Origin of the sequence: Streptomyces sp. NPDC007875 (genome assembly GCF_042868035.1) — a bacterium.
Lineage (GTDB): Bacteria > Actinomycetota > Actinomycetes > Streptomycetales > Streptomycetaceae > Streptomyces > Streptomyces antimycoticus.
Window position 1 is genome coordinate 45,370 of sequence record NZ_JBIADZ010000020.1, and the last position, 21,388, is coordinate 66,757.

General features: G+C 68.4%; 20 protein-coding genes and 9 pseudogenes. 10 read left to right on the forward strand and 19 right to left on the reverse strand.

Going from position 1 to position 21,388, the window contains the following annotated elements; translation table 11 throughout:
* Positions 1 to 76 precede the first annotated feature (76 nt).
* The gene (locus ACFYOY_RS33230; RefSeq protein WP_388591343.1) at positions 77 to 274 is read right to left on the reverse strand and encodes a hypothetical protein; all 198 of its coding nucleotides are present in this window, start codon (positions 272 to 274) and stop codon (positions 77 to 79) included.
* Positions 275 to 499: 225 nt separating this feature from the next.
* On the opposite strand from ACFYOY_RS33230, the pseudogene ACFYOY_RS33235 reads away from it, so the two are divergent.
* Positions 500 to 1,544, forward strand: a pseudogene (locus tag ACFYOY_RS33235) (integrase core domain-containing protein).
* Positions 1,545 to 1,809: 265 nt separating this feature from the next.
* On the opposite strand, the gene ACFYOY_RS33240 reads toward ACFYOY_RS33235, so the two are convergent.
* The 4 genes from ACFYOY_RS33240 to ACFYOY_RS33255 form a co-directional block, all read right to left on the reverse strand.
* Complete coding sequence (locus tag ACFYOY_RS33240; protein WP_351901262.1) at positions 1,810 to 2,190, reverse strand: nuclear transport factor 2 family protein; 381 nt, start codon at positions 2,188 to 2,190, stop codon at positions 1,810 to 1,812.
* Positions 2,187 to 3,077 carry an NAD-dependent protein deacetylase of SIR2 family gene (locus ACFYOY_RS33245; RefSeq protein ID WP_351901260.1) on the reverse strand — a complete coding sequence of 297 codons (891 nt, stop codon included), beginning with the start codon at positions 3,075 to 3,077 and terminating at the stop codon, positions 2,187 to 2,189. The genes ACFYOY_RS33240 and ACFYOY_RS33245 overlap by 4 nt, the downstream gene beginning before the upstream one ends.
* Positions 3,074 to 4,009 carry a protein-ADP-ribose hydrolase gene (locus ACFYOY_RS33250; protein ID WP_351901259.1) on the reverse strand — a complete coding sequence of 312 codons (936 nt, stop codon included), beginning with the start codon at positions 4,007 to 4,009 and terminating at the stop codon, positions 3,074 to 3,076. The genes ACFYOY_RS33245 and ACFYOY_RS33250 overlap by 4 nt, the downstream gene beginning before the upstream one ends.
* Positions 4,010 to 4,156: 147 nt before the next feature.
* Positions 4,157 to 4,918 carry a nuclear transport factor 2 family protein gene (locus ACFYOY_RS33255; protein ID WP_388591205.1) on the reverse strand — a complete coding sequence of 254 codons (762 nt, stop codon included), beginning with the start codon at positions 4,916 to 4,918 and terminating at the stop codon, positions 4,157 to 4,159.
* A 270-nt stretch (positions 4,919 to 5,188) separates the two neighbouring features.
* Between ACFYOY_RS33255 and ACFYOY_RS33260 the strand changes: the two genes are divergently transcribed.
* Positions 5,189 to 6,103: an AraC family transcriptional regulator gene (locus ACFYOY_RS33260; protein WP_351901355.1), complete on the forward strand. Its 915-nt coding sequence runs from the start codon at positions 5,189 to 5,191 to the stop codon at positions 6,101 to 6,103.
* Between the two features lie 153 nt (positions 6,104 to 6,256).
* Here ACFYOY_RS33260 and ACFYOY_RS33265 read toward each other — a convergent pair.
* The 3 genes and pseudogenes from ACFYOY_RS33265 to ACFYOY_RS33275 form a co-directional block, all read right to left on the reverse strand.
* Positions 6,257 to 6,352, reverse strand: a pseudogene (locus ACFYOY_RS33265) (transposase); the annotation flags it as partial.
* Positions 6,353 to 6,979: 627 nt separating this feature from the next.
* Positions 6,980 to 7,390 carry an integrase gene (locus tag ACFYOY_RS33270; RefSeq protein WP_388591207.1) on the reverse strand — a complete coding sequence of 137 codons (411 nt, stop codon included), beginning with the start codon at positions 7,388 to 7,390 and terminating at the stop codon, positions 6,980 to 6,982.
* Positions 7,378 to 7,596: a hypothetical protein gene (locus tag ACFYOY_RS33275; RefSeq protein WP_388591209.1), complete on the reverse strand. Its 219-nt coding sequence runs from the start codon at positions 7,594 to 7,596 to the stop codon at positions 7,378 to 7,380. The genes ACFYOY_RS33270 and ACFYOY_RS33275 overlap by 13 nt, the downstream gene beginning before the upstream one ends.
* Here ACFYOY_RS33275 and ACFYOY_RS33280 point away from each other — a divergent pair.
* Positions 7,510 to 8,226, forward strand: coding sequence for an SDR family NAD(P)-dependent oxidoreductase (locus ACFYOY_RS33280; protein WP_388591330.1), 717 nt, complete (start codon positions 7,510 to 7,512; stop codon positions 8,224 to 8,226). The genes ACFYOY_RS33275 and ACFYOY_RS33280 overlap by 87 nt on opposite strands.
* A gap of 1 nt (position 8,227) precedes the next feature.
* Positions 8,228 to 8,482 (forward strand): annotated as a pseudogene (locus tag ACFYOY_RS33285) (transposase); the annotation flags it as partial.
* A 394-nt stretch (positions 8,483 to 8,876) separates the two neighbouring features.
* Here ACFYOY_RS33285 and ACFYOY_RS33290 read toward each other — a convergent pair.
* The 3 genes and pseudogenes from ACFYOY_RS33290 to ACFYOY_RS33300 form a co-directional block, all read right to left on the reverse strand.
* A pseudogene (locus ACFYOY_RS33290) lies at positions 8,877 to 9,077 on the reverse strand (transposase); the annotation flags it as partial.
* Between the two features lie 47 nt (positions 9,078 to 9,124).
* A pseudogene (locus ACFYOY_RS33295) lies at positions 9,125 to 9,510 on the reverse strand (IS1380 family transposase); the annotation flags it as partial.
* Positions 9,511 to 9,632: 122 nt separating this feature from the next.
* The gene (locus ACFYOY_RS33300; RefSeq protein ID WP_093468103.1) at positions 9,633 to 10,097 is read right to left on the reverse strand and encodes a MarR family winged helix-turn-helix transcriptional regulator; all 465 of its coding nucleotides are present in this window, start codon (positions 10,095 to 10,097) and stop codon (positions 9,633 to 9,635) included.
* 128 nt (positions 10,098 to 10,225) lie between these two features.
* On the opposite strand from ACFYOY_RS33300, the gene ACFYOY_RS33305 reads away from it, so the two are divergent.
* From ACFYOY_RS33305 to ACFYOY_RS33320, 4 genes are all read left to right on the forward strand, one after another.
* Positions 10,226 to 10,963, forward strand: a complete 738-nt coding sequence (locus tag ACFYOY_RS33305; protein ID WP_351901252.1) for an SDR family NAD(P)-dependent oxidoreductase — start codon at positions 10,226 to 10,228, stop codon at positions 10,961 to 10,963.
* A gap of 141 nt (positions 10,964 to 11,104) precedes the next feature.
* Positions 11,105 to 12,013 (forward strand): LLM class flavin-dependent oxidoreductase, encoded by a 909-nt coding sequence (locus ACFYOY_RS33310; RefSeq protein ID WP_351901250.1) that lies wholly within the window; start codon positions 11,105 to 11,107, stop codon positions 12,011 to 12,013.
* Positions 12,014 to 12,023: 10 nt separating this feature from the next.
* Entirely contained in the window at positions 12,024 to 12,410 is a 387-nt protein-coding gene (locus ACFYOY_RS33315) for a VOC family protein (RefSeq protein WP_351901248.1), read from the forward strand.
* Between the two features lie 194 nt (positions 12,411 to 12,604).
* On the forward strand, positions 12,605 to 12,784 hold the full coding sequence (locus tag ACFYOY_RS33320) for a transposase (protein ID WP_351901246.1): 180 nt from the start codon (positions 12,605 to 12,607) through the stop codon (positions 12,782 to 12,784).
* 91 nt (positions 12,785 to 12,875) lie between these two features.
* On the opposite strand, the pseudogene ACFYOY_RS33325 reads toward ACFYOY_RS33320, so the two are convergent.
* Positions 12,876 to 13,744, reverse strand: a pseudogene (locus ACFYOY_RS33325) (IS701 family transposase).
* 1,007 nt (positions 13,745 to 14,751) lie between these two features.
* Between ACFYOY_RS33325 and ACFYOY_RS33330 the strand changes: the two are divergent.
* Positions 14,752 to 14,916 (forward strand): hypothetical protein, encoded by a 165-nt coding sequence (locus ACFYOY_RS33330; protein ID WP_351901244.1) that lies wholly within the window; start codon positions 14,752 to 14,754, stop codon positions 14,914 to 14,916.
* 90 nt (positions 14,917 to 15,006) lie between these two features.
* Here the strand turns inward: ACFYOY_RS33330 and ACFYOY_RS33335 are convergent.
* Both ACFYOY_RS33335 and ACFYOY_RS33340 read right to left on the reverse strand, forming a co-directional pair.
* A pseudogene (locus ACFYOY_RS33335) lies at positions 15,007 to 15,756 on the reverse strand (SDR family oxidoreductase).
* A gap of 14 nt (positions 15,757 to 15,770) precedes the next feature.
* Positions 15,771 to 16,520 carry an SDR family oxidoreductase gene (locus tag ACFYOY_RS33340; protein WP_351901240.1) on the reverse strand — a complete coding sequence of 250 codons (750 nt, stop codon included), beginning with the start codon at positions 16,518 to 16,520 and terminating at the stop codon, positions 15,771 to 15,773.
* Positions 16,521 to 16,639: 119 nt separating this feature from the next.
* Here ACFYOY_RS33340 and ACFYOY_RS33345 point away from each other — a divergent pair, with 119 nt between their 5' ends.
* Positions 16,640 to 17,239, forward strand: a complete 600-nt coding sequence (locus ACFYOY_RS33345; protein ID WP_351901238.1) for a TetR/AcrR family transcriptional regulator — start codon at positions 16,640 to 16,642, stop codon at positions 17,237 to 17,239.
* A 279-nt stretch (positions 17,240 to 17,518) separates the two neighbouring features.
* On the opposite strand, the pseudogene ACFYOY_RS33350 reads toward ACFYOY_RS33345, so the two are convergent.
* The 5 genes and pseudogenes from ACFYOY_RS33350 to ACFYOY_RS33370 form a co-directional block, all read right to left on the reverse strand.
* Positions 17,519 to 18,156: pseudogene (locus tag ACFYOY_RS33350) on the reverse strand (integrase core domain-containing protein); the annotation flags it as partial.
* A 196-nt stretch (positions 18,157 to 18,352) separates the two neighbouring features.
* Positions 18,353 to 18,550: pseudogene (locus tag ACFYOY_RS33355) on the reverse strand (transposase); the annotation flags it as partial.
* 49 nt (positions 18,551 to 18,599) lie between these two features.
* Entirely contained in the window at positions 18,600 to 19,799 is a 1,200-nt protein-coding gene (locus ACFYOY_RS33360; RefSeq protein WP_351901234.1) for a class I SAM-dependent methyltransferase, read from the reverse strand.
* A gap of 280 nt (positions 19,800 to 20,079) precedes the next feature.
* Positions 20,080 to 20,208 (reverse strand): hypothetical protein, encoded by a 129-nt coding sequence (locus ACFYOY_RS33365; RefSeq protein WP_351901232.1) that lies wholly within the window; start codon positions 20,206 to 20,208, stop codon positions 20,080 to 20,082.
* A gap of 395 nt (positions 20,209 to 20,603) precedes the next feature.
* A complete protein-coding gene (locus tag ACFYOY_RS33370) occupies positions 20,604 to 21,296 on the reverse strand; it encodes an SDR family NAD(P)-dependent oxidoreductase (RefSeq protein ID WP_351901230.1) in 693 nt (230 codons plus the stop codon).
* Positions 21,297 to 21,388 lie beyond the last annotated feature (92 nt).

Here is a 21,388-nt window from a genome sequence, read left to right on the forward strand (position 1 = left end):
CCCGGCGTCGCAGATGACGAGAGCGTGCCAATTTATGAAAAACCGCAGCGGAGGCACCGGTGGCCGTAAAGGTGACTCAAGAGAATCCGCGGCAGGCATCGAGGGCTCGTCCGGCGGCGTCCTCCGATTCGAGAAAGCGCAGGCCAAGCCAGGATCCATCGGTGAACCGCAGCCGGAAGTAAGGGAGGTCCGGCCCCAGGGGCGCCCAGACGTTGGGAGTGTGGGCGGAGCGGGCACGGGTGAGGGCGTCGGTCAGACCGGCGACGATCTCCACCGGCGTCAACCAGCTCCGAGCTAGCGCCCGGCAACGCACCACCGCACGTCCCTACACCCCGGCGGGCGGCGCCCGGACCCTGTAGGTGCCGGACATTACCTCCGTGCAGGTCGCGCCGTCGGTGAGCTTGGAGAAAGGTCAACGCGATCGCTTCTCCCCTCCCCTGGGCCAAGACCGGGTGTAGCCCATCCGCACCGACCGCGAGATGCTTGACTGCTCACGTTCATGCGGCTCGTGCCGATGAGCGATCGCGAGAAAGATCTGGAGATCCTGACGCTGCGCCACCAAGTCGCCGTGCTGCAGCGCACGGTAGACCGCCCGCAGCTGACCTGGCCCGACCGGACACTCCTCGCGGCCCTGCTACACCGCTTTTCGCGAGCACGGCTCCGCCGGGCTCCGCCTGATCGTCTCTCCGGACACTCTCCTGCGCCGGCACCGCGACCTGCTCCGCCGCCGCCACGCAAAGGCCTCCCGTCTCAAACGCCGTGGCCGAGCACGTACCGTCCGCTCCGTCCGGATCCTGGTTCTGCGCCTCGTACGGGAGAATCCGAGCTGGGGCTACCGGCGCGTGCACGGCGAGCTCTCCGCCCTCGGTATCAAGGTCACCGCCTCCACGGTATGGAGCATCATCAAAGAACACGGCATCCCGCCCGCACCCGAGCCGGAACACACAACCCGGGCGGCCTTCTTACCCTCGCAGCCCGACGCCATCCTCGCCGCCGACTTCTTCGAAACCAAGACCCTGACCGGGGCGACGCTGTACGTCCTCGCCGTCATCGAACACGCCAGCCGACGCATCCGCATCCCCGGCGCAACCGCCCACCCGACCGCGGCACGGGTGACCCAACTCGCCCGGAACATGGTCATCGACCTCCACCACGCAAACGCCAGGGCGAAATACCCGATCCGGGACCGGGACGTCCGCTACCCAACTGCCTTCGACGCAGTCCTGCAGGCCGAGGACATCAAGGTCATCCAGACCGGCATCCGGATACCCCGCATGAACGCCATCACAGAACGGTGGGTGCGGTCATGCCGGGCCGAGCTCCTCGACCGCACCCTCATATGGAACAAGACCCACCTGCTCCACGCACTACGCGAGTACGAGCAGTTCTACAGCGATCACAGACCCCACCGCACTCTCAAGGGCGCCGCGCCTCTCCGCCCGCTGCCCGCGCCGGTCGTCCAACCGGACAGGCTCGCGCACCTCGACATCCACCGACGCGACCGCCTCAGCGGCATCCTCCACGAGTACCACCACGTCGCATGACCTGCACGGACGTACTTCTCGGCACCTACAGGGCCTGCAGCGGAACACCGTGCGCCCGCATCGCGTAGTCTCACCGCGGGCACCAGGCACCATCCAAAGCCCGGAGGCGAACGCCTCCCGCACAAAACAACGCGTCAACACCGCGCGAACACGATCCCGGCTCGATACCCGATGAGCACCCGTATGCCACCTGAGGTGCGCGATGAATATTCGAGCCCCACAGGGCGCCTTCGATGCTGGCGTCGAGCTCGTCGCGGAGCAGGTCTCAGAACATTGTGTTGTCGTTCTTGGAGGTGGGCGGGATGATCTGGAGGACATCCCAATGTTCGACGATCTTGCCGCCAGCATCAAAGCGGAAGATGTCGATGCCCGCGTACTCCTCGTCGGGCCAGATCTGGTGGCAGTGCAGGATGACGTGGTCGCCTTCGGCAAAGGCGCGCTTGAATTCAACGCGCTTGCCGGGATATTCGGCGGCCATGCGTTCGAAGTAGTCGATGAACGCCTGCTTACCATCGGCGACGTGCGGGTTGTGTTGGATGTAGGTGTCACCGACGAACTGGTCGATGGCCTCGGCCGGGCGGCACTGGTTGAACATCAGGTCGTAGAACGCTTTGGCCGCGGCCTTGTTCTTTTCCGGGGCGCTCATGGTGTCACCGTAGGGTCGGGCGCCGGGTGCGGCGCGGTGAGTATGTCCAGCAGGTGGTCCGCGCCGACGGGGACCGGCAGGGCCCGATCGGCGAGGTCGGCGGGGGTTTCGGGACGGTCGGGGTTGACACGGACGAGGCGTGCGGCGGGGAAGTGGCGGGCGAGGTGTTCGTCAGGCCGTCGGATTACGCCGGGGGTGTTGAATCCGGCGCCGAACTCCAGGATCAGCAGGCGGGTGTCGGCGGGTGCCGTGTCCAGCCACTCCTGGAGGCGGTGGCCCGCGGGGAGGTACGGGGTGTCGACGAACTGGGGGCCGATGCGGACGTTGATCTCGGCCTCGCCTCCGCAGTTCGGGCATCGGGGCAGGGCATCGGGGTCGGTGACGGCGCCGGTGGCCGGGTCGTAGGCGGCGAGGAGCTGTCCGACGAGAGGGCGGCTGTCCCACGTGGCGGGGGTGCAGGGGGCGCTGCACTGGTAACGGCCGTAGTCACCCTGCGGGGTGAAGATCCGGTCGGGAGCGAAGCCACCCCGGGCGAAGAGACCGTCCACGTTGGACGTCATCACCCAGTGGTCCTTGCCGTCGACCAGTGCGCGCAGCCGCTGGTAAAGGGGGTTGGGGGCGGTGGAGAAGCGAACGTCGTCGATATGGACGGCCCAGTAGCCCCACAGCAGGGCCGGCGGCAGGGGCACACCGACCATGTAGCGGGAGCGCAGGCCGCGGCGGTGCAGGGCGGGGAAGAGCTGCTGAAAGCGGTCCTCGTCACCGTAGTCGTACCCGGCGGCGGCGCTCAGGCCGGCCCCGGCGGTGATCAGGACGCGGTCGGCCTCCGTGAGCCAGGTACGTATCGTGCCGACGGCGGCTGGCAGGTCGAAGATGGGCTGGTTCATCGGGACGGGGTCCCTTCGGTCAGTGCGTGGGTGTAGGCGGCGTGGTCGTCGTCCGCGTACACGTTGAAGATCACGCGGTCGAGGCGTCCGGGGTGGGTCCCGAGCCAGTCGGCCACGGTGTCCAGGGCGACGCGGGCAGCGGGCTTCCGGGGGTAGCCGAAGACGCCGGTGCTGATGCCGCAGAACGCGACGGTGCGTAGGCCGTCGACCTCAACGGCGAGGTCGAGACAAGCACGGTACGAGGCCGCCAGCGCCCGATCGTGCACCGGGCGCAGAGGGCCGTCGACGATGGGGCCGACGGTGTGCAGGACGTAGCGGGCGGGCAGATGGTAACCGCGGGTGATCTTGGCGGTGCCGGTCGGTTCCGGATGGCCCTGCCGGGTCATGATCGTGTGGCAGTCGGCGCGCAGGCGGGGGCCGGCCGCGGCGTGGATGGCGTTGTCGATACACGGGTGCATCGGGGCGAAGCAGCCGAGCAGGGCGCTGTTGGCGGCGTTCACGACGGCATCGGCGCCGAGGGTGGTGATGTCGCCCTGCCAGAGCGCCGTACGGTCGGCGGCCCGGTACGTGGTGTGGGGAAGTGTGTTGCGGATGGTGGGCAGCGAGGCGGCGTCGGTGGTGCCGCGCGCCAGGCGTTCGCTGGACAGGAGCGCATCCAGCACCCGGGCGGTCCCGCTGGGCAGAGGGCCTGCCTCCCGGACGGTCAGCACAGCGCGCAGGAGTCGCCGGGCGGCGGCATCGTCGAGCCGGTCCGCCGCGCCGGGGCGCAGCCCGGCCCTCACTGCCACCGGGTCATGGCCCAGCAGGCCGAGCGCCTCGCGGACCAGGCCGGCGGACCGCTGGTCCAGATCATGGCAGATGGCGGGCCGGAACGGCTCGTCCAGGGCGACGGCGGCGCGGTAGGCGGCGATCGGCAGTGCGGTCGCGTACACGGTTGTCCTCCGGGCAGTGGGGCACGTGACGGGTCGTAGGGAATACGTCCGCCGCACGGCACGCCGTAGTGCCCTCACCCGTTCGCTGGTGGAGCACGGGGGCGTGGTCAGGCCGGGGGCCACCTCGGCGGGAGTGCCGGTCCGGTGTCAGAACAGGCCGTTGGAGTGCGGGAGTTCGGCGGGCACGGGGACGACGACGTCCCAGTGCTCGACGATCTTGCCGTCTTGGACGCGGAAGAGGTCGTAGTACGCGACGGGAACGCCGAACTCGCCCTCGGACTGGAGCAGGACGAAGTCACCGTCGGCGATGACCTTGTGGACGGTCTTGTAGACGAGGTTCTTGCCTTGCTCGGCCCACTTCGCGGCGGCGGCGCCGAAGCCGTCGAGGCCGTCGGCCGCTTCCGGGTTGTGCTGGTGGTAGGTCTCGGTCGAGATGTAGTCGGTCAGTACCGAGTAGTCGGCACCCTTGAGGACCTTCTCGGCAAACTCCCCCACCAAGGCACGGTTGGCCTCGGTCTTGTCCTGGTCGCCCGGCTCGGTGGGGCCGTCGGTCTGGGAGCGACCGGAGGTCGTGTCCTCGACCAGCGGAGTCAGGGCGTCCCAGTGCTCGCCGAGCTTGCCGTCGGCGTCGACGCGGAAGATGTCGAAGGCAACCAGCGGGACGGGACCGAAGCCGTGGTATGTGCCGTGCAGGACGACCAGATCGCCGTCGGCGATCACACGGGCGCCCTCGTACCGGAAGCCCTCCGGCAGGCCGGCGACCAGCTGGCGCAGAGCCTCGGGGCCGTCGGCGGCCAGGGCGCTGTGCTGGCGGTAGTCGGCGGCGGCCCAGCGGTCCACCGCGCTCGGGTCCTTCTTTCCGAACAGCTCGCCGGCTGCGGTCAGGACGGTGTTCTTGGCGTTGCTCATGACGGTTCTCCTTGCAAGGTCAGGTCGTAGTGGAGGCTTGGCAGGTTGTGGTCGGGCGCAGGCGGCTCAACGCACGGAAGCAGGCGTGGGCGCGTCATCCGGCCGGCCGCTGTCCGGCCCCGTGGGCGTTGTCCTCGGCGACACGCTCCGCCGAAGGCGCCACACTCCTCCTCTCTTACTTCTTTCCGACATCGGCTCGGCTCCGGACGGGCTGACACCTTCACGTTATGGGCGATGAACAGGTCGAATCGGATACGCTGGCGACTCACCATGGTCAAAAAGCGACACGATGCCGATCGCGGCATCCCGGAGATCTCCTTCGCCGCGCCCGCCGGCACCCCCGCCGGCGTAGAGGTGCTGTCCCTCGCAGACCTGCGCCACCGGGTCCCCGCAGAGCGGCTCGTGGCCCCCCAGCGCCCGGGCTTCCACCACCTGATCACCCTCACCGGCGGGACCCTGTGGCACACGGTGGACTTCACCGCCTACGCCCTCGACCCCGGCTCCTGGCTCTGGGTACGCCCTGGGCAGGTCCAGCAGTGGGGCGACCTCACCAACGCCGACGGCACCCTGGTCCTCTTTGGCCAGGACTTCCTCGACCCGGCCACCACACACGGCGCTCGCACAGAAGACCCGCACGCCCCGATCCTGCGCCGCCCCCTCCCCGACGACGAAGCGGCCCTGCGGCTGGCCGCCGGCCACCTCACCACCGAGTTCCACGCCCTCGGACACCTGCCCCTTGAGATCCACACCGCAGCCCTCCGCCACCTGCTCGCGGTCCTCGTCCTGCGGCTGGCCCACCTCACCGCACCCGCCGGCAGCCCCGCCCCCGAACCCGACGCCACCTACCTGCGCTTCCGCGATGCCGTGGAACGGGACTTCGCGCGCACCCGCCGGGTGGAGGACTACGCCGAAACGCTCGGCTACTCAGTCCGCACGCTCTCCCGCGCCACGCTCGCCGCCGCCGGCCTCGGCGCCAAGGAGTTCATCGACCGCCGTGTCGTCCTGGAAGCCAAGCGCCTCCTTGCCCACAGCGACCAGGCCGCCGCCCGCATCGCCGACCGCCTCGGCTTCTCCAGCGCGACCCACTTCAGCAAGTACTTCCACCACCGCACCGGCCACACCCCGATCACCTTCCGCAACACGGTCCGCGGGGACTGGGCAGCCGTACGCCGCGAGCAGCCCTAGGGCGTGTTTCGGAAGTGGATCTTGGACGTGAGATGATCTCGGTTCGTGGCGCGTGGAGATCTGACGGATGGGCAGTGGGCCGTCCTGGAGACGTTGTTGCCCAAGGCAAGAAGCCGGGGCGTCCGGCGACGTGGACGAAGCGGCAGCTCATCAGCGGCGGAACAGGTCGTACACCCGACCCCACGGTCCGTACCGCTCCGGCACGTCCCGCCACGGAACACCTGTCCGGGTGCGAAACCGTATCCCGTGGGATCCGCTGCACCATCCCGGACAAGGCCGACCAGGCCCGCACCCGCAAGACGCGGTTCCCGAGGGGGCCGACCGCCGAAGTTCGACCCGTTCGACTACCGCGAGCGCCACGCGGTCGAGTGCGGTATCAACCGCCTCAAGAGGCATAGGGCGGTGGCCACGAGATATGACAAGCTGGCCGTGCGCTACGAAGCGACCGTGCTGATTGCCGCGATCAACGAGTGGCTGTGACCTGAGATGTCAGCTCAGGCTGCGGCGTACGACGGCTAGGAACTCCACCTTGAACGGTTCCAGGCGCTCGGCCACGCTCGTCCCGTCACCCTCCTGCCAGACCGCCTGATTCAAGGCGGAGATTCCGCGCCTTCTGCACCGCCCAGTCCCTGGTCGGGTGGGCGGTGACCCCGGTGATGTGCGGTCGCCGGGTGGCGTGCTCGAGGAACACCGGCGCGTACAACCGCCTGCCGAGGGCGGTGTCGAGGTGGAAGAAGTCTGCCGCGATGATGCCCTCGGCTTGCGTGGTCAGGAACTCGCGCCAGGTGGGGCCCGAGCGACGTGGCGCGGGGTCGACGCCGGCCGCGTTGAGGATCTACCAGACCGTCGAAGCTGCGATCCGATACCCGAGTCGGGTCAGTTCCCTTGGATCCGCCGGTACCCCCACGTCGGGTTCTCCCTCGCCAGCCGCAGGACGAGTTTCTTGATCGCTGCCGGGGTGGGTGGGCGACCGGTGCCCCGGCGCGCGGTGTCGTCCCATTTCACGGCGATGAACCTGCGGTGCCAGGCAAGCAGGGTGCCGGGGGTGACAGGGAAGACCTTGAGCCAGTGGCGCCGGGGTATCAGCCCGGACAGGGCGGCGAACCAGAACCGGTCGGCAGGCTCGTAGCGGACCGGTCCGGGCAACTGGCGACGCAGGACCGCGTTCTCGTGCCGCAGCACCAGCAGTTCCGCGTCCTTCGCCGTCCCGTGACGCACGAGCACCGATGGAACCGTCAGCAGCTTCCGGGTCACCTTGTACAACAAGGACACGATCACGGAGAGCATGACCCCAGCCGGCTGACCGCATCCCCCTCACCTGCGGCGACGACTTTTCGAGCGGCACAGGCCAGACCACCCTCATCACCGGTGCCAGCGCCGGCATCGGAGCAGAGTTCGCCCGCCAGATCGCTGCGCGTGGCTCCCACGTCATCCTCGTCGCCCGACGCCGGGAACGGCTCGACAAACTGGCCGCCGAACTCACGGTGGCTCACGGCGTCCAAGCCACGGCCATCTCTCTCGACCTCAGCCGGCCTGCGGCAGGCCAGACCCTCGCTGAGGAAGTGGCACGGCGCGACCTGACCGTGACGAGCGTCGTGAACAACGCAGGCTTCGGCACCTTCGGCCCGTTCCACACCGAGGACCCGCAGCGCCTGCGGGAGGAGATCTCCGTCGACGTTGCAGGTGTGGTCGACATCAGCCGGGCGTTCATCGAGCCGCTGCGGACCTCCGGCACCGGGGTGCTGATCAATGTCGCGAGCATGGCCGCGTACTTTCCCACCCCGAACATGGCCGTCTACGCGGCAGCCAAGGCGTTCGTGCTGAGCTTCACCGAAGCCTTGTGGCAGGAGTCCCTCGAAACCGGGCTGCGCGTGGTCGCCCTGTCCCCCGGCGCGACCAGCACCGAGTTCTTCGACGTCATCGGCACGGACTCCGCGGACGGCGGCACCAAACGCCAGTCCCCCCAGGAGGTCGTGACGACGGCACTGCGGACGCTCGACCGCCGCACGCCACCACCGAGCGTCATCTCCGGCCGGCTCAACCGCATGATGGCGAGCCTGGGCCGGGCAGTCACCAGACGCCGCGCGGTCCTTCTCATGGGATCCATGACCGCCGCCCGCTAACGACCGGGGCTACGACTACGACAAGTACCGCCGTCTCCTCCGGGCCCGAGGTATCACACCGAAGATCGCCCGCAAGGGAACCAGCCACGGTTCCGGCCTGGGCAAGACCCGCTGGGTCGTAGAACGCACCTTCGCCTGGCTCCACCAATTCAAGCGGCTCCGGACCCGCTACGAGATACGCGCCGACCTCCACCGCGGCCTCCTCCGACTCGCCTGCAGCATCATCTGCTTGAGACGACTCCGAGTCTCGTTCTGAAATGATCAGTAAGGCCCGCGGCCACCGCACGATCTTCAGGAGTCCACACAACCCCCGGTGATCACGCGGTGGCCGTACCCGTTCCCGACCAGGACCCCACAAGATCGCGAAGCCACTCCGACACTGCCCCGGGTGTCCGATGTCCGACGGTCAGCGGTGGGTGAAGGGTGCCAATATTCCATTTAGGCTGCTGAGCTGGGCCTTTCCTGTGGGTGGTGAGGCAGCCGGGGTGGCGTGGTGTGGTACTCGTTGAGCAGTCCGCCACGTACCCGGCGGCGCCTGACCGCGGCAGCGGGCAGGGGGATGACGTTCGGATCGTCGTCGGGTGCTCGCAGGCCAAGGCTTCGGTGGGCCCGTCCCGTCTTGTAGTGCTCGGCGTAGCTGGTGAGGACCGGTCCCCCTCCCATTCCCCAGGCAGGAACAGCCGCCACCGCAGCGGGCAGGAGGTGGTGTCGGTCGCGGCGTGGACGCTGACCGCGACCTGGCAGTTGGCGCGCTTGCCCAGGGCCCCGCAGTACTGCGGGGCCACAGCGACCGACATTCGTCCGTCCTTGGGCACCGACACGTCGTCGATCACCCAGGCCGTCGGAGCGATGAGCGGCAGCATGAGTTCGCAGACCAAGGCCATCGGCAAGCCCGGAAGACCTGTCCGCCCTGGTCGGGAGCGCGTCCCCGGCCAGGGCCCAGACACGCTCGCGGACCTGGGCACGAGCCCGGCGGATCGCGGTCAGCGCGCGCTTCCCACCGCGGGCGAGCGGGTCGACCAGCCAGGAGGCCGTCGGGTCTAAGGCCACCGGCTCGAATACGCCCGGCTCAGCCCGCATCACCTCGACATCTGCCAGGCAGTCCCCGCCCAGCGCGACCGCGAGCGCCACGTCCAGCAGGATCTTGCCCGGATCATGCACCGCACGCGCCTTGCGCCACGGCGCCAACGCCGCCGACATCGCGCTGGCCCCGGCCTGTGAAACCACTCCCCGGCCACCGCCCTCAGCACGGACACGCGGGTAGGACCCGATACGCTCGGTCACCTGGGAAGTGCTTCTTTCCTCGCAGCCAAAAGGACTCTCGACAAGCCCTATCGTTGCAGGTCAGGAGCACTTCTCGCGTTTGTGATCAAGCTTCGGACAACCCACCTCGCGAAAGCCCGAGGCTAGTCGGATTGAGCGCCATCGGCGTCCGTGCCGCTGCGCCGGGCTATGAGTTCATCCTCGATGCGCCGAAGCGTGGCATTGACGATCTCGATGGTGGCGGGGTCGTCGATGATGCCCCGGAGGGTCCGGTCCCAGTTGTCGCGGAGGATCTGGTGATTCTGGTGGGCCTTGTCGGTGGGGTACAGGCGCACGCCTCGGGCGTTGCGGTCGTCCACGACGCGATCCACGAGCCCCCTCTTCTCCAGGCCGCGCAGTACCCGGCTGAAGTTGCTCGACGGAAGCAGGGTCGCCTCCGACGCGGCTCGCGCGGACGTGCCGGGGTGGTGGTGGATGAACCGCATGACGCTGATCTCGATCGGCGTGCACGGCTCGAAGGCGGGGTCCGCCGGGGGCCGAAGCTGCCGCCCCACGGCGAAGACCAGGTCGGCCAGCTCGTGGAGACTGGCGGCTTTGACGTCGCTCATGCCACGAGGATACCTTCCTATTACTCGATAGCTGTCAATTGATAGCATTGAATGGCGGACGCCCCCCGCGCCTCGAAGGCCGTGGCGCTGCTCAGGCAATCCACCAACTCATGGATGAGGAATCCCCTATGGACATCAGCGGAGCCGTAGTACTCGTGACCGGAGCGTCGTCAGGCATCGGAGGGGCCACCGCACGCGCCGCCTCCCGCGCCGGTGCGCGCGTGGTGCTCCTCGCTCGCCGCGAGGAACGCATCCGACAGCTCGCCAAGGAACTCGGCGAGTCCGTGGCCCTGGCCGTGCCATGCGATGTGACGGACCGGGTCCAGGTCGCGGCGGCCGTAGAAGCCGCGATCGAGAAGTTCGGGCGGATCGACGTCCTGGTGAACAACGCAGGCCAGGGGCTGCAGGCGACCGTCGACGCCATCGACCCCGAGGACTTCCGGGCCGTCCTCGAACTCAACCTCGTCGCACCCCTGACCGCGACGCAGGCCGTCCTTCCGCAGATGCGCAAGCAGGGAGCCGGGGCCATCGTGAACGTGGGCTCCGGGATCATCTGGTCGTCGCTGCCCGGATCCGGCGCATACTCCGCCTCCAAGGCCGCCCTCGCCAAGCTCTCGGCTATCGCCCGCGTCGAGCTCGCCGACGACAACATCGCCGTGTCGATGATGTTCCCGTCGATCACCGAGACCGAGTTCGTCAGGACGGTTCGCGGCGACGTCGCAGGCGCGCTGAAAATGGAGGGCTCCAGCGGCTTGGTACCCCAGTCGCCCGAGGGCGCCGCCGACACAATCCTCGATCTGATCAGGAGCGGCGCCGAGCAGGCCGACCTCGTCCCGGAGGAGTACGGCGGCACACTCAAAAGCTGAGCCACCGAAAACTGAAAATACCCCGACGCACGTCATGAGGCCGAGCGGACAACGCCTTCCGCTGCTGTCGACGAAGCACAAGGCGGCAGCGGTGGAAGGACACGCACCACCCGGTCCGTTATCGAGGAAGAGACACGGCAAATGGAGATAGGCGTAGGGCTGCCGGGTCATGTCACCGGAGTTGAGGAGCGTACGTTGGTGACGTGGGCGCGGCGGGCCGAGGAGCGGGGATTCGCCTCGCTGATCGCCAGCGACCGCCTGGCCTGGTCCACTCCGGAACCCCTGATCACACTGGCCGCGGCAGCCGGGGCCACCGAACGCATCCGATTGGTCACCAGCGTGCTGCTGGCCCCGCTGCACACCAACCCCGCATTGTTCGCCAAGGCCGCGGCGACCTTGGACCGGATCGCGGGCGCCGGACGGCTGCATCTCGGTCTCGCTCCCGGAGCCCGCGAAGACGACTACCGGGCGAGCCACCTGGACTTCAGTACGCGAGGGCGTGCCCTGGACACACTGGTGGAACGCGTCACCGCCATCTGGCGGGGTGAAGAGGAGGTGGGTCCGGCCCCGGTCACCCCCGGAGGACCGCCACTGTGGTTCGGCGGCGCATCGCAGGCGACGCTGCGGCGTATCGCCTCCCACGGCACCGGATGGATCGCCGGAACCGGCGGAGACATCGACGAGTTCATCACATTCGCCACCCGCCTCCACAGCCGCTGGAAGGAGGCCGGCAGGCAAGGACGTCCGCGCACCAGGGCCACGGCGATGTTCGCCCTCGGCGGCCACGCACACCGATCCCTCGCCCGCGCCGTCAACGACTACTACGCCTTCGCCGGCCCCGACTACGTCCGGACCGTCATCGACACAGCGGCCACCACCGCCGACGTGATCCACGCAACCGTCACCGCCCACGAAGCAGCCGGACTCGACGAACTCGTCTTCGTGGGCAACGACACCGACCCGAACCAGATCGACCTGCTCGCCGACATCCTCGGGGACAAACTCACCTCCCCGAACAGCACAACCAGGGTGCCGGACCGCTCACATTGAAGGAACCAGGATGCCGAACGAGTTGAACCACTTCATCGTCCACTCCCGTAACCGGCGAGAGTCCGCTGCGTTCCTGGCCGACCTGATGGCCGCCCCCGCCCCCTTCGACTACGGCCGATTCACGCAGGTCAACACATCAAACAACGTCGGCATCGACTTCGCCGACGACTTGGTCCCCGCCGACCGCATCAACGAAAGCCACATCGCATTCCTCGTAACCGACGAAGAGTTCGACGCGATCCTGGCCCGCCTCAAGAAGAACTCCGTCCCCTTCTGGCCGAACCCGGTCAAGATCCGCGAAGGCGAGATCAACCACCTATTCGGCGGGCGCGGCCTGTACACACTCGACCCCGGCGGCACGGTCCTGGCCGAGTTCATCACCACGCCCTACAGCTAAGCTCGACTCTGTCGGGGATCTTGGAGTTTCGCGGCGCGACAGTGTGATCAACGGGCATGCTCGGGTGGTTCCGATGAGCGATCCAGCCGTCGAGGTGCCTGCTGGCCCTCCGTCCTCGTTCCGGTGAGCAAGTTCCGCCTCTGACCGCGCAGATCGCGCGGGCGAGCAACCCGGATGGCACGACGGCGATATGGGTGCGCGACCGGCTGGATGGGTTGTGGTGTGACGAGGACTTCGCCGACTGGTACCCGCGCGACGGGCGCCCCGGCCTCTCGCCCGCCCAGCTGGCCACCGTCTGCGTGCTGCAGTTCCTGCTCGGTCCGTCGGACCGGCAGGCCGCCGAGGCGGTCCGCGACCTGACCCGCTGGAACTGATCACCGAGGCGGTCCGCGCGGCGCTGGAAGAAGTCGCATGCACCGCTGGTCATCTGCTGGACGATCTGGTCGATGAGGACTGGGGGCGCCGCTACGGCCGGCCGGTCCGTCTGGGCAAGAACCCCACCCAGCCCAAGACCAGGATCCTGGCCACTGGCCACGACGCCGTCCGGCGATCCGTTTCTGCCTTCCCGTATCGAGTTCGCGGGCGCGCAGGATGGTGAGGCAGGCGTGGGCGGCCATGGCCAGGGTCATGTGGCGGTGCCAGCCGGGGTAGCGGTGGACTTGGTAGTCGTCCAGGCCGCATTCCTGCTTCGCGGTCTGGAAGCATTCCTCCACGGCCCATCGGCTGCCCGCGATGCGGATCAGCTCGTCCAGGGTGGTCTGGGCCGGGCAGTAGGCGATGCAGTAGGAGATCTCCTCGGGCCTGCTGACGCTGCGGCGGGCGATGACCCAGTGCCGGCGGTCATCGCGGTGCCAGGGCCGGACCTCGACGCGGGCCCAGTCATAGATCCGCGGGCCATGTGCCCCCTCGCCGCACGAGCGGCGTTTCCACTTCTGCCGTGGGAGGCCGGGGAACAGGTCGTGGACGGGGTGGTCGATGGCCCAGCGGGTGACGACGGTGTCGTGCCGGGTGGTGGCCATGACGTGGAAGACATCGGCCTGCTCGAGTTCGGGGCGCCAGCCCTTGCTGAAGCCGTAGGCGGCATCCGCCGTCACCCATCCGAACGGGACCTTGTCCCTGATCGCTCGGCGGATCATCGCCTTGGCCATGGCCACCTTCGTGGCGAAGGCGAGCACCCGCAAGCAGCACGGACGTCTCGCCTTCACCATTCGTGCGCTCGACAGCCCGCCGCCGGAAGCCGGCCCCTGCGCGGGTTTGATCTCTCTGGCTTCCCAGGCGCTCACGGCTCCCGAAGCCGTCGAATACCTCGACGGCCTCCTGGCCCGGTGCGGCATTCACTGGCCGGGGCGGACGAAGATCCTCCAGATGGAGCCTCACCGCTCGGCCGGCTTCCGCGCCGTCGCGGCAACACGACTAAACGCCATCCGGATCCGCCGACCCGGGATACGGACCACGTTCCCCCAACCAACGACCCACCAGACAAAGTTGGCAGCCACTGACATCCCTCAACGCCTCCCGGACACATGGACCGCACAGCTCCACGGCCTCGGAGTCCCGATGCATGGACCGCACCTTCGCAGGGACGCCGCGATCCGTCTCGTCCAGATGGCGCACGGCGGCACCCGTCGTGAGGCAGCCATCTCTCTCGGCTTCGACGCCTGCACAGCCCATAACACAAGCATGAGACTCAGGCAGTGGCAGGCTTCGGACGACCATGCACGGCACTACCAACAAGCCCTCGCCCGCCTTGCCGACCACATCACAACCACCCCCCGCCTGATCGACTACCGATGGCGCAGGGATGACCTCAGCCAGTGGGTCATATCCGAAGAAGACTGGGACGTGATCACCGAATCGGTACGACGACGGCAGACCCCCACGGGCCGCCCCCTGACGAAATGGCTGCACACGCGCCGCCTCGCGGCCGCGGTCTTCGTCTGGACGCACGTCACTGGTGGAGAACGTCTCTATGCACCGGTCTTGCGAGACCTGCGGAATCGCCGGTCACCACATCTCAGGGCCATTGCGAACGAGTCCTGGTCGCTAGAACATCCTCAACGAACCAGCAGCATCCACGCGCTGCTGGCTGCCGCACGCAGCGAGTACGCTGCCGGACTCGCCACCCGCATTGATCAGCAGGTTCCCCCCAGCGTGCCCCGGAAGCGCCTGAGAAAACAGCGCTTCGGTTGGCCCCAGCCCAGCTCGGACTCCTTACAGGATCTGCAACAGCTCCAGTCCCTTGCCTGTTCCGATTCCTGCGGACTGGACCTGCCCGGGGGATCCCACGCGGCACGGGCGGTCTTGCCTGCGGGCAGATGGTCGTGCCCGGCTAGGCTGGTGGATGCATGCCCGGCGGCTGGTCGGAGGCTACGAACGCAACCCCGCCCATGCGGAAGCGATGCTCAACACGGCCGTCATCACGCCGAGGACCCTCCGCCTGACCCGGCTCTGCTGCTACCCCACCGCAGCGCCGCCCCGGCCCGCCGAACTCGTCGCGGCGGCGTGACCTGCCCCGGGGGGGCGTTTGACTGGCGGTTGGTGTTCAGCGACGCGTAGCGCTGACGGTCTGTAGCATCAGGCAGGCCGGATTGTCCTGTTAGTACGCGAGCTGTCCGATGCCTCCGTCGACGCGCAGCACCGTCCCAGCGGTGTAGGCGGACTCGTCCGAGGCGAGGTAGACCGCCGCCTTGGCCAGCTCGGTGGTGGTTCCCAGGCGGTGGAGTGGCACGGTCTGCCGGAGTTCCTCGTAGAGGGCGCCCTGGCGCTCGGGGCCCAGGGGCGCGAACGCGTTGGTGATGGTCGGGCCCGGGCTCAGTCCGTTGACGCGGATGCCCCGGTCCTTCAGCTCGTAGGTCAGCCCGCGGGTGTAGGAGAGCAGGCCCGCTTTGGCCGCGCCGTAGACCGTCGCGTTCTCGTGTCCGATGTAGGCGGAGACCGAGCCGACGAGGATGACGGAGGACTGCTGTGAGAAGAGCGGCAGCAGGTCCTTGATCAGGAAGAACGGCGACTTGAGGTTGGTCGCGAGGAGCCTGTCGAACGCCTCCTCGGTTCATGCCTCGATGGGGAGGTGGGTGATGTCGGCGGCGTTGCTCATCAGGATGTCGAGCTTCGGCCATTCCTGACGCAGCCGCGTCGCGAGCGCCGCCTGGCCGGGTACGTCGCCGGCGTCGCTGGCGATGGTCAGCAGCGGGCCCTCCAACTGCCGGGCTGCCTCGTCGAGCTTCTCCTGTGACCGGCCGGTGATGGCGACGGTCGCTCCTTCGGCGAGGAACTGGCGGGCCGTTTCCAGGCCGATGCCGCTCGTCCCTCCGGTGATCAGTGCGTGCTTTCCCGCAAGACGGTCCATTGTTCTGTCTCTCCTCAGATTGCGGTGCGGCCGCCGTCGGCGGCGACGATCGCCCCGGTCATGTAGCTGGCCCGGTCACTGGCGAGAAAGGCGATCACGTGAGCCACCTCGGCCGGGTCGGAGGTGCGCTTGAGCGCGGTGGTCAGGCCCATGCCGCCCATGTCCGGACCCATTGCCGCGACCACCTTGGAGGTGCGCATCGGGCCCGGTGAGACGGCGTTGACCCGCACGTTCGAGGCGGCGAACTCCGCCGCCCAGGTGCGGGTCAGTGATTCGAGCGCGGCCTTGGTGGCGCCGTAGACGGCCATGCCCGGCATGCCGAGGCCGGCCGCGGTGGAGCTGACGTTGACGATGCTGCCGCCGCCGCCCGCGGCCATCTTCTCCGCGAGCAGGGCGGTGAGCAGGAACGGAGCGCGCACGTTGACCGCGAAGGCGGCGTCGTAGCCCGCGAGGTCCTGCCCGGTGGTCGGGGAGAACGTCATCACGCTCGCGTTGTTGATCAGGATGTCGACGTCTCCGGCCTCCTCGACCAGATGCCGCACGCCCGCCGGGTCGGACACGTCCGCCGCGACGAAGCGCACCGTCCCGGAGGACTCTCCACCGGCCGCGCGGAGGTCTTCCACGACCTGGGCGCCGCGCTGCGGATCGGTGCCGGTCAGGATCAGGTCGGCTCCGCCCGCGACCAGCACCCTGGCCGTCGCGTGCCCGAGTCCGCCGATCGCGCCGGACCCGGTGACAAGCGCCGTCTTGCCCGCAAATTCCATTGTTTCGCCCTTCGTGCCGGTCAGTGAGCGACCGACTTCTGTGCGTTCGTTCAAGAAGTGTCGCGACGGAAAGCTACGACTTCTTGAACGTCGAGTCAAGAAGTCGTAGTCTTGGGCACGTGGCACGAACCGGACGCCCCCGCGAGTTCAACAAGGAACAGACGCTGGAGCGCGCACTCGAACTGTTCTGGTCCCGGGGATACGGGGCGACGTCGATCCAGGACCTGGTCGACGCGCTGGCCGTCGAGCGCGGCAGCCTCTACGGCGCGTTCGGGGACAAGCGCCGCTTCTACCTGGACGCCGTCAGGCTCTACTGGGAGGTGTACGAGCGGCACCTGACCGCCGCGCTCGACACGGCCCCGCTCCTGCCGGCACTGCGCGAGATCCTGACCCATCCGGCGCGGCTGGACGAACTGATCTCCGACAGGGGTGTGCCGCAGGGCTGCCTGGTCGGCAACACGACCGCCGAGCTCGTCCCCCAGGACAGCGAAGCCACGGAGATCGTCACCCGCTCGTACCGCCGCTTCACCGACATCGTCGCCGGCGCACTCCGCCGCGCACAGGCCGCCGGAGAGGTCACGACCAACTCCTCCCCCGAGGCCCAGGCGCAGCTCCTGCTCTACATCGTCCAGGGCCTGTCACTCGTATCGAGGGCGGGGCTCGACCAGAGCTCGGCGCTGACGGCGATCGACACGGCGGTGGACGGATTGCGGGCGTGACCGGGCCCTTCCACACGCGACCGGTTTGCTCCAGAGGCCCCCAGCGGCAGTGGCACACCTCACGGTCCCACCGCAAGACCTCGGGTGACATCAAAACAAACTGACATCGCAAACTTGGTCAGGCGGTGACTCCCGCAGTCATGTCGAAACGGCTTCCGTAGTCATGCGCACAGCCATCCTTCCTCACCACAGGCCGCGGGCTCCCTGTGCCGCTCGAAAAGTCCGTCGCTGCAGGTGGCGGAGGTGACGGTGTGGGGCTCGAATAATCGTCACTCCGAGTCAAGCGGCATATCTGTACTCGTTGATCACACCGTCGAGGACGCGGGTGCGCAGGACTCTGCCGCTGGCCGCCTCAAGGGCCGGTGGTGGTTCGTGAGCCTGGGGAGGTAGTTGGCATCGGGCCTGGTGGGGGCGGTGCGTGTTGTAGTGCCTCTGGTATTCGGCCAGGACTTGGCGCGCGTGAGCTTCGCCGAGGATGAGGATGTGGTCCGGGACTTCTCGACGGAGGGTGCCGATCACTCGCTCGCAGTGGGCGTTGGCTTTGGGGGCGCGGACCGGCGTCTTGATGATCTCGATGTCCTCGGCCTGGAACACGGCGTCGAAGGAATCGGTGTACTTGCTGTCGCGGTCTCGGATGAGGAAGCGCAGCGAGTCCATTCGCGCCCCGAGGTCGGTGGCGAGATTGCGGGCTTGCTGGGTGGCCCAGGCCGCGGTCGCCGGCGATGTGCAGGCGTCGGGTGTGGTGCTCGAGGAAGACCAGGGCGTCGCAGGCCGATGGTGTCGATGTGGACGAAGTCGCAGGCGATCAGCCCGGTGGCCTGCCCAGAGAGGAACTCGCGCCAGGTCAGGCCAGCGCGGCGCGGTGCGGGATCGACTCCTGCGGCGTGGAGGATCTGCCAGACGGTCGAGGCGGCGATGACGCAGGACGAGAAGCTCAGCCTCCTTCGAGGTGTCCCGCCGTACAAGCACCGACGGGACGGAGAGAAGACGTCGAGTCACCTGGTACAGAAGCGACACGATCATCCCATCATGGTTGCAGCCCTCTACGCGCCGGGGCAGGGCATTTGACCAGCCGCGATAAATAACCGAGCCCCACAGGGCGTTCTCCCGCCGCAGCCGCGCGAGTTCCTCACTCTCACCCACCGGCCCGGCCCCGCCGGCCCTACGGGCCCGGGATACCCAGCTGGCCAGCGTGGTCTCGTTGATTCCCAGGTCCTCCGCCACCTGCGCGATCGGCTTGCCGGTCTCGGTGACGATCCGCACGGCCCCCTCACGGAACTCCGCGTCGAACTTCCGCCTCTTGTCCGCCATGACTCCCAACTTCCCCTGCAGTCACGGTCTCTACGCTACGAGGGGAGGGTCACTGCCCGCGCCGGCCGAGGACGAGGCGGCCGACTGGCGTGGACACCACCTCCACGTCGGTGAAGCCGCCAGCCCGCAGTTCCGCGGCCAGGTCCTCCGCACGCACGACGGGTGGGACCCCGCGGCAGTCGGCGACAAGCGCGTCGAGGAATGAGCCCAGATCGTCTGCCGGTGCGGCAAGTTCCTGCACGAGGAGCAGGCCGCCTGGGGCGAGTGCGCGGCGGATGGCGGCCAGGGTGGTCTCACGGGTGTGCTGCGGAAAGAACGCCTGTGCCCAGTAGCAGACACCGTAGACGGCTTCGTCGTCGAGTTCTTGGGCGTCGGTGTGCCGGATCTCCAAACGGGAGAGAACGCCGGCGTCTTCTGCTCGTTCCCTCAGTTCCTTGACGACATCGCCGGCCCGCTCGACGCCGACCGCGCGCAGTGCCGGGTATGTCGTCAGAGTGCTAAGCAGGGCCCCACCGATCCCGCTGCCGACATCCAGGAGAGGGCCGCCCGCGGCTAGCCGGTCGCGGTAGTCCGGCACCTCCGCATAGGCCATCCCGAACAGGGCGCGCGACGCGTCGGAGGGCAGCATGCCCCAGTCCCGGGCGACGACGAGAGCGTCCTCCTGCCAGTCGTACAGTGTGCTCGATGACAACGCTGAGCAGACCCGGTCCCGTGCCGCGCCGACGGCATCCAGCGCGACGTCTGTCCGTATCCCGGAGGGCCCGGCCTGGAGTGCGGCGAACCCTTCGGCCAACACGAAGGCGGGTGTCACTGCCTCAGCCTCACGGACCACTCCGGCGGCAAGGAACACCTCGACGACCCGGCGAGCGCGCTCGGTGGAAATGCCGTCGATACCGGCGAGGTTCTCGACGGTGACGGGTCGGGTCAGCGCCTCCAGCCATCCTGTCGCAGCCGCCGCACGCAGTAGGTCGAGCACCTGGGCGCCCTCCGCCCACTGCCGAAGGCGGGCGCGGGTGCCGAGGGCTGCCTGCAGGGCCTCGAGCTCTGAGTTGGTTTGATTCACCATGATCCTCTCGTTCGTTTTGGTCGGCCACGTGTTTCCGGGCACGACGTCTTCGTTATTCTTGGTCGCGAAGCGTCGACCCGGTGCGGATGGGTGTAAGAAGTTCCTCACGGCGCGGTAGATGGTGGTCGAGCCGCCGGAGCGCTTACCCGAAACCGGCGGCGCCGGAGAGTCCGGCGCCGTCACACGGGCCGGTACGCTGCCGATCGGGCCGCAGGCGCGACTTTCGCGATCGGCACCCCGGCGACGCAGGGAATCAAGGCCAGCACACCGCGTACATCAGCGCACAGGCGACGACGATCGCCGACGCGGAGGTTTCTCCCCTGGCGGCGCGGGCGGTGTGCGGGTGCCGCCCCTTCGGCAGGTCGTCGGCGAACCACCCTGGCGACGGATGACCGAACGTCCGGCAGCAGCTCCGTGATCTCCGACTTCAGCGGTCCGTTGGGCCCGTTCGCGGCGGAGTCCGTCAGCACAGCGGCGTGTTGTGCGGTTTCGCGGCTACGGCCGAGGACATGGCGTTGTCACGCATCTGCAGCGGCGGAACACCGTGGAAGCCCAGAAGCATGGTGCCGGTCCGGTGGTCGATCAGGACCATCGCCCGCGTTGTCCGCGGTCAGTCGCTCGGTGTAGCGACTGGCGGTGCACATGTTTACTGCTCGCTCTTTGATGATGTCGTATCCCACCGCGCAGGCATGGGGAGGAACCCTTTGTCCCCGCGTCTGCGCCGGGGAGCCGCGCGGACAGAAGGTCTCGCGTGCGCGCCGCCGGTAAGGACTTGGACGGGATCGGGTGCGCTTGCGGACGGTCAGGACGACCAACCCCGTCTCGCGACCGGAGAAGGCCATGACGGTCCGCTGCACTCGGGCGCTCGGCAGAGATGGGGGCGCGGATCAGAGTTGTCGGGGAAATCGGGCAGCCTGACCGGGCGTAGGGGGTACGGGGCGGTGCTGCGGGGCTCAGGGCCGTCGCGGCGCCAGCCTGCGGCACATATCACCACGGGAGCACGCCGGTGCGGTCGGTCACGGTGCCGGTGGGGGTGTCGGGCCCCAGGGTGGCGACGCGCACAGCTGCCTCGGCACCCTCCTCGACACTGTGCCCGAGGCGGCCGGTGAACTCGGTCGCGGTCTGGCCAGGGTCCACTGCGTTGAAGCGGACATCGGGAATCGTCTTGGCGTACTGCATGGTCAGCATGGTGACCGCGCTCTTCGAGGAGCCGTAGGCGGCGAGTGGATACTGCGACTCGATACGCTCCGGGTCCTGGGTCAGCGTGAACGACCCGAGGCCGCTGGTGATGTTGATGACGGACGGGGCGGTCGCTGTGCGCAGCAGGGGCAGGAACGCGTGCGTGACGCGAACCAGTCCGAAGACGTTGGTCTCGTAGACGTGCCGTATCCGGTCGGCCGTCATGTCCTCCGGGGCAGTCACCTCACCGAGGATCCCGGCGTTGTTGATGAGGATGTCCAGATGGCCGGCCTGGGTCCGCAGCGTCTCAACCGCTGCCTTGACCGACGCGTTGTCGGTCACGTCCAGCTGGACGAAGTCGGCACCGAGCCGGTCGGCGGCCTTACGGCCCATCTCGGCGTCCCGGGCTCCGATCCAGACCTTCTGGCCTGCCTCGACGAGTCGGCGCGCCACCTCGTGTCCGAGTCCCCGGTTGGCGCCGGTGATCAATGTGGTCGTCATTTTCTGTTCCCTTGCGCGTGAGATCTGTGCAGTTGTCCCGCGTGAGGCGGTTCCCGGGACGCCCGCGGGGTCGGTTCGTGGTGGGCGGCCGG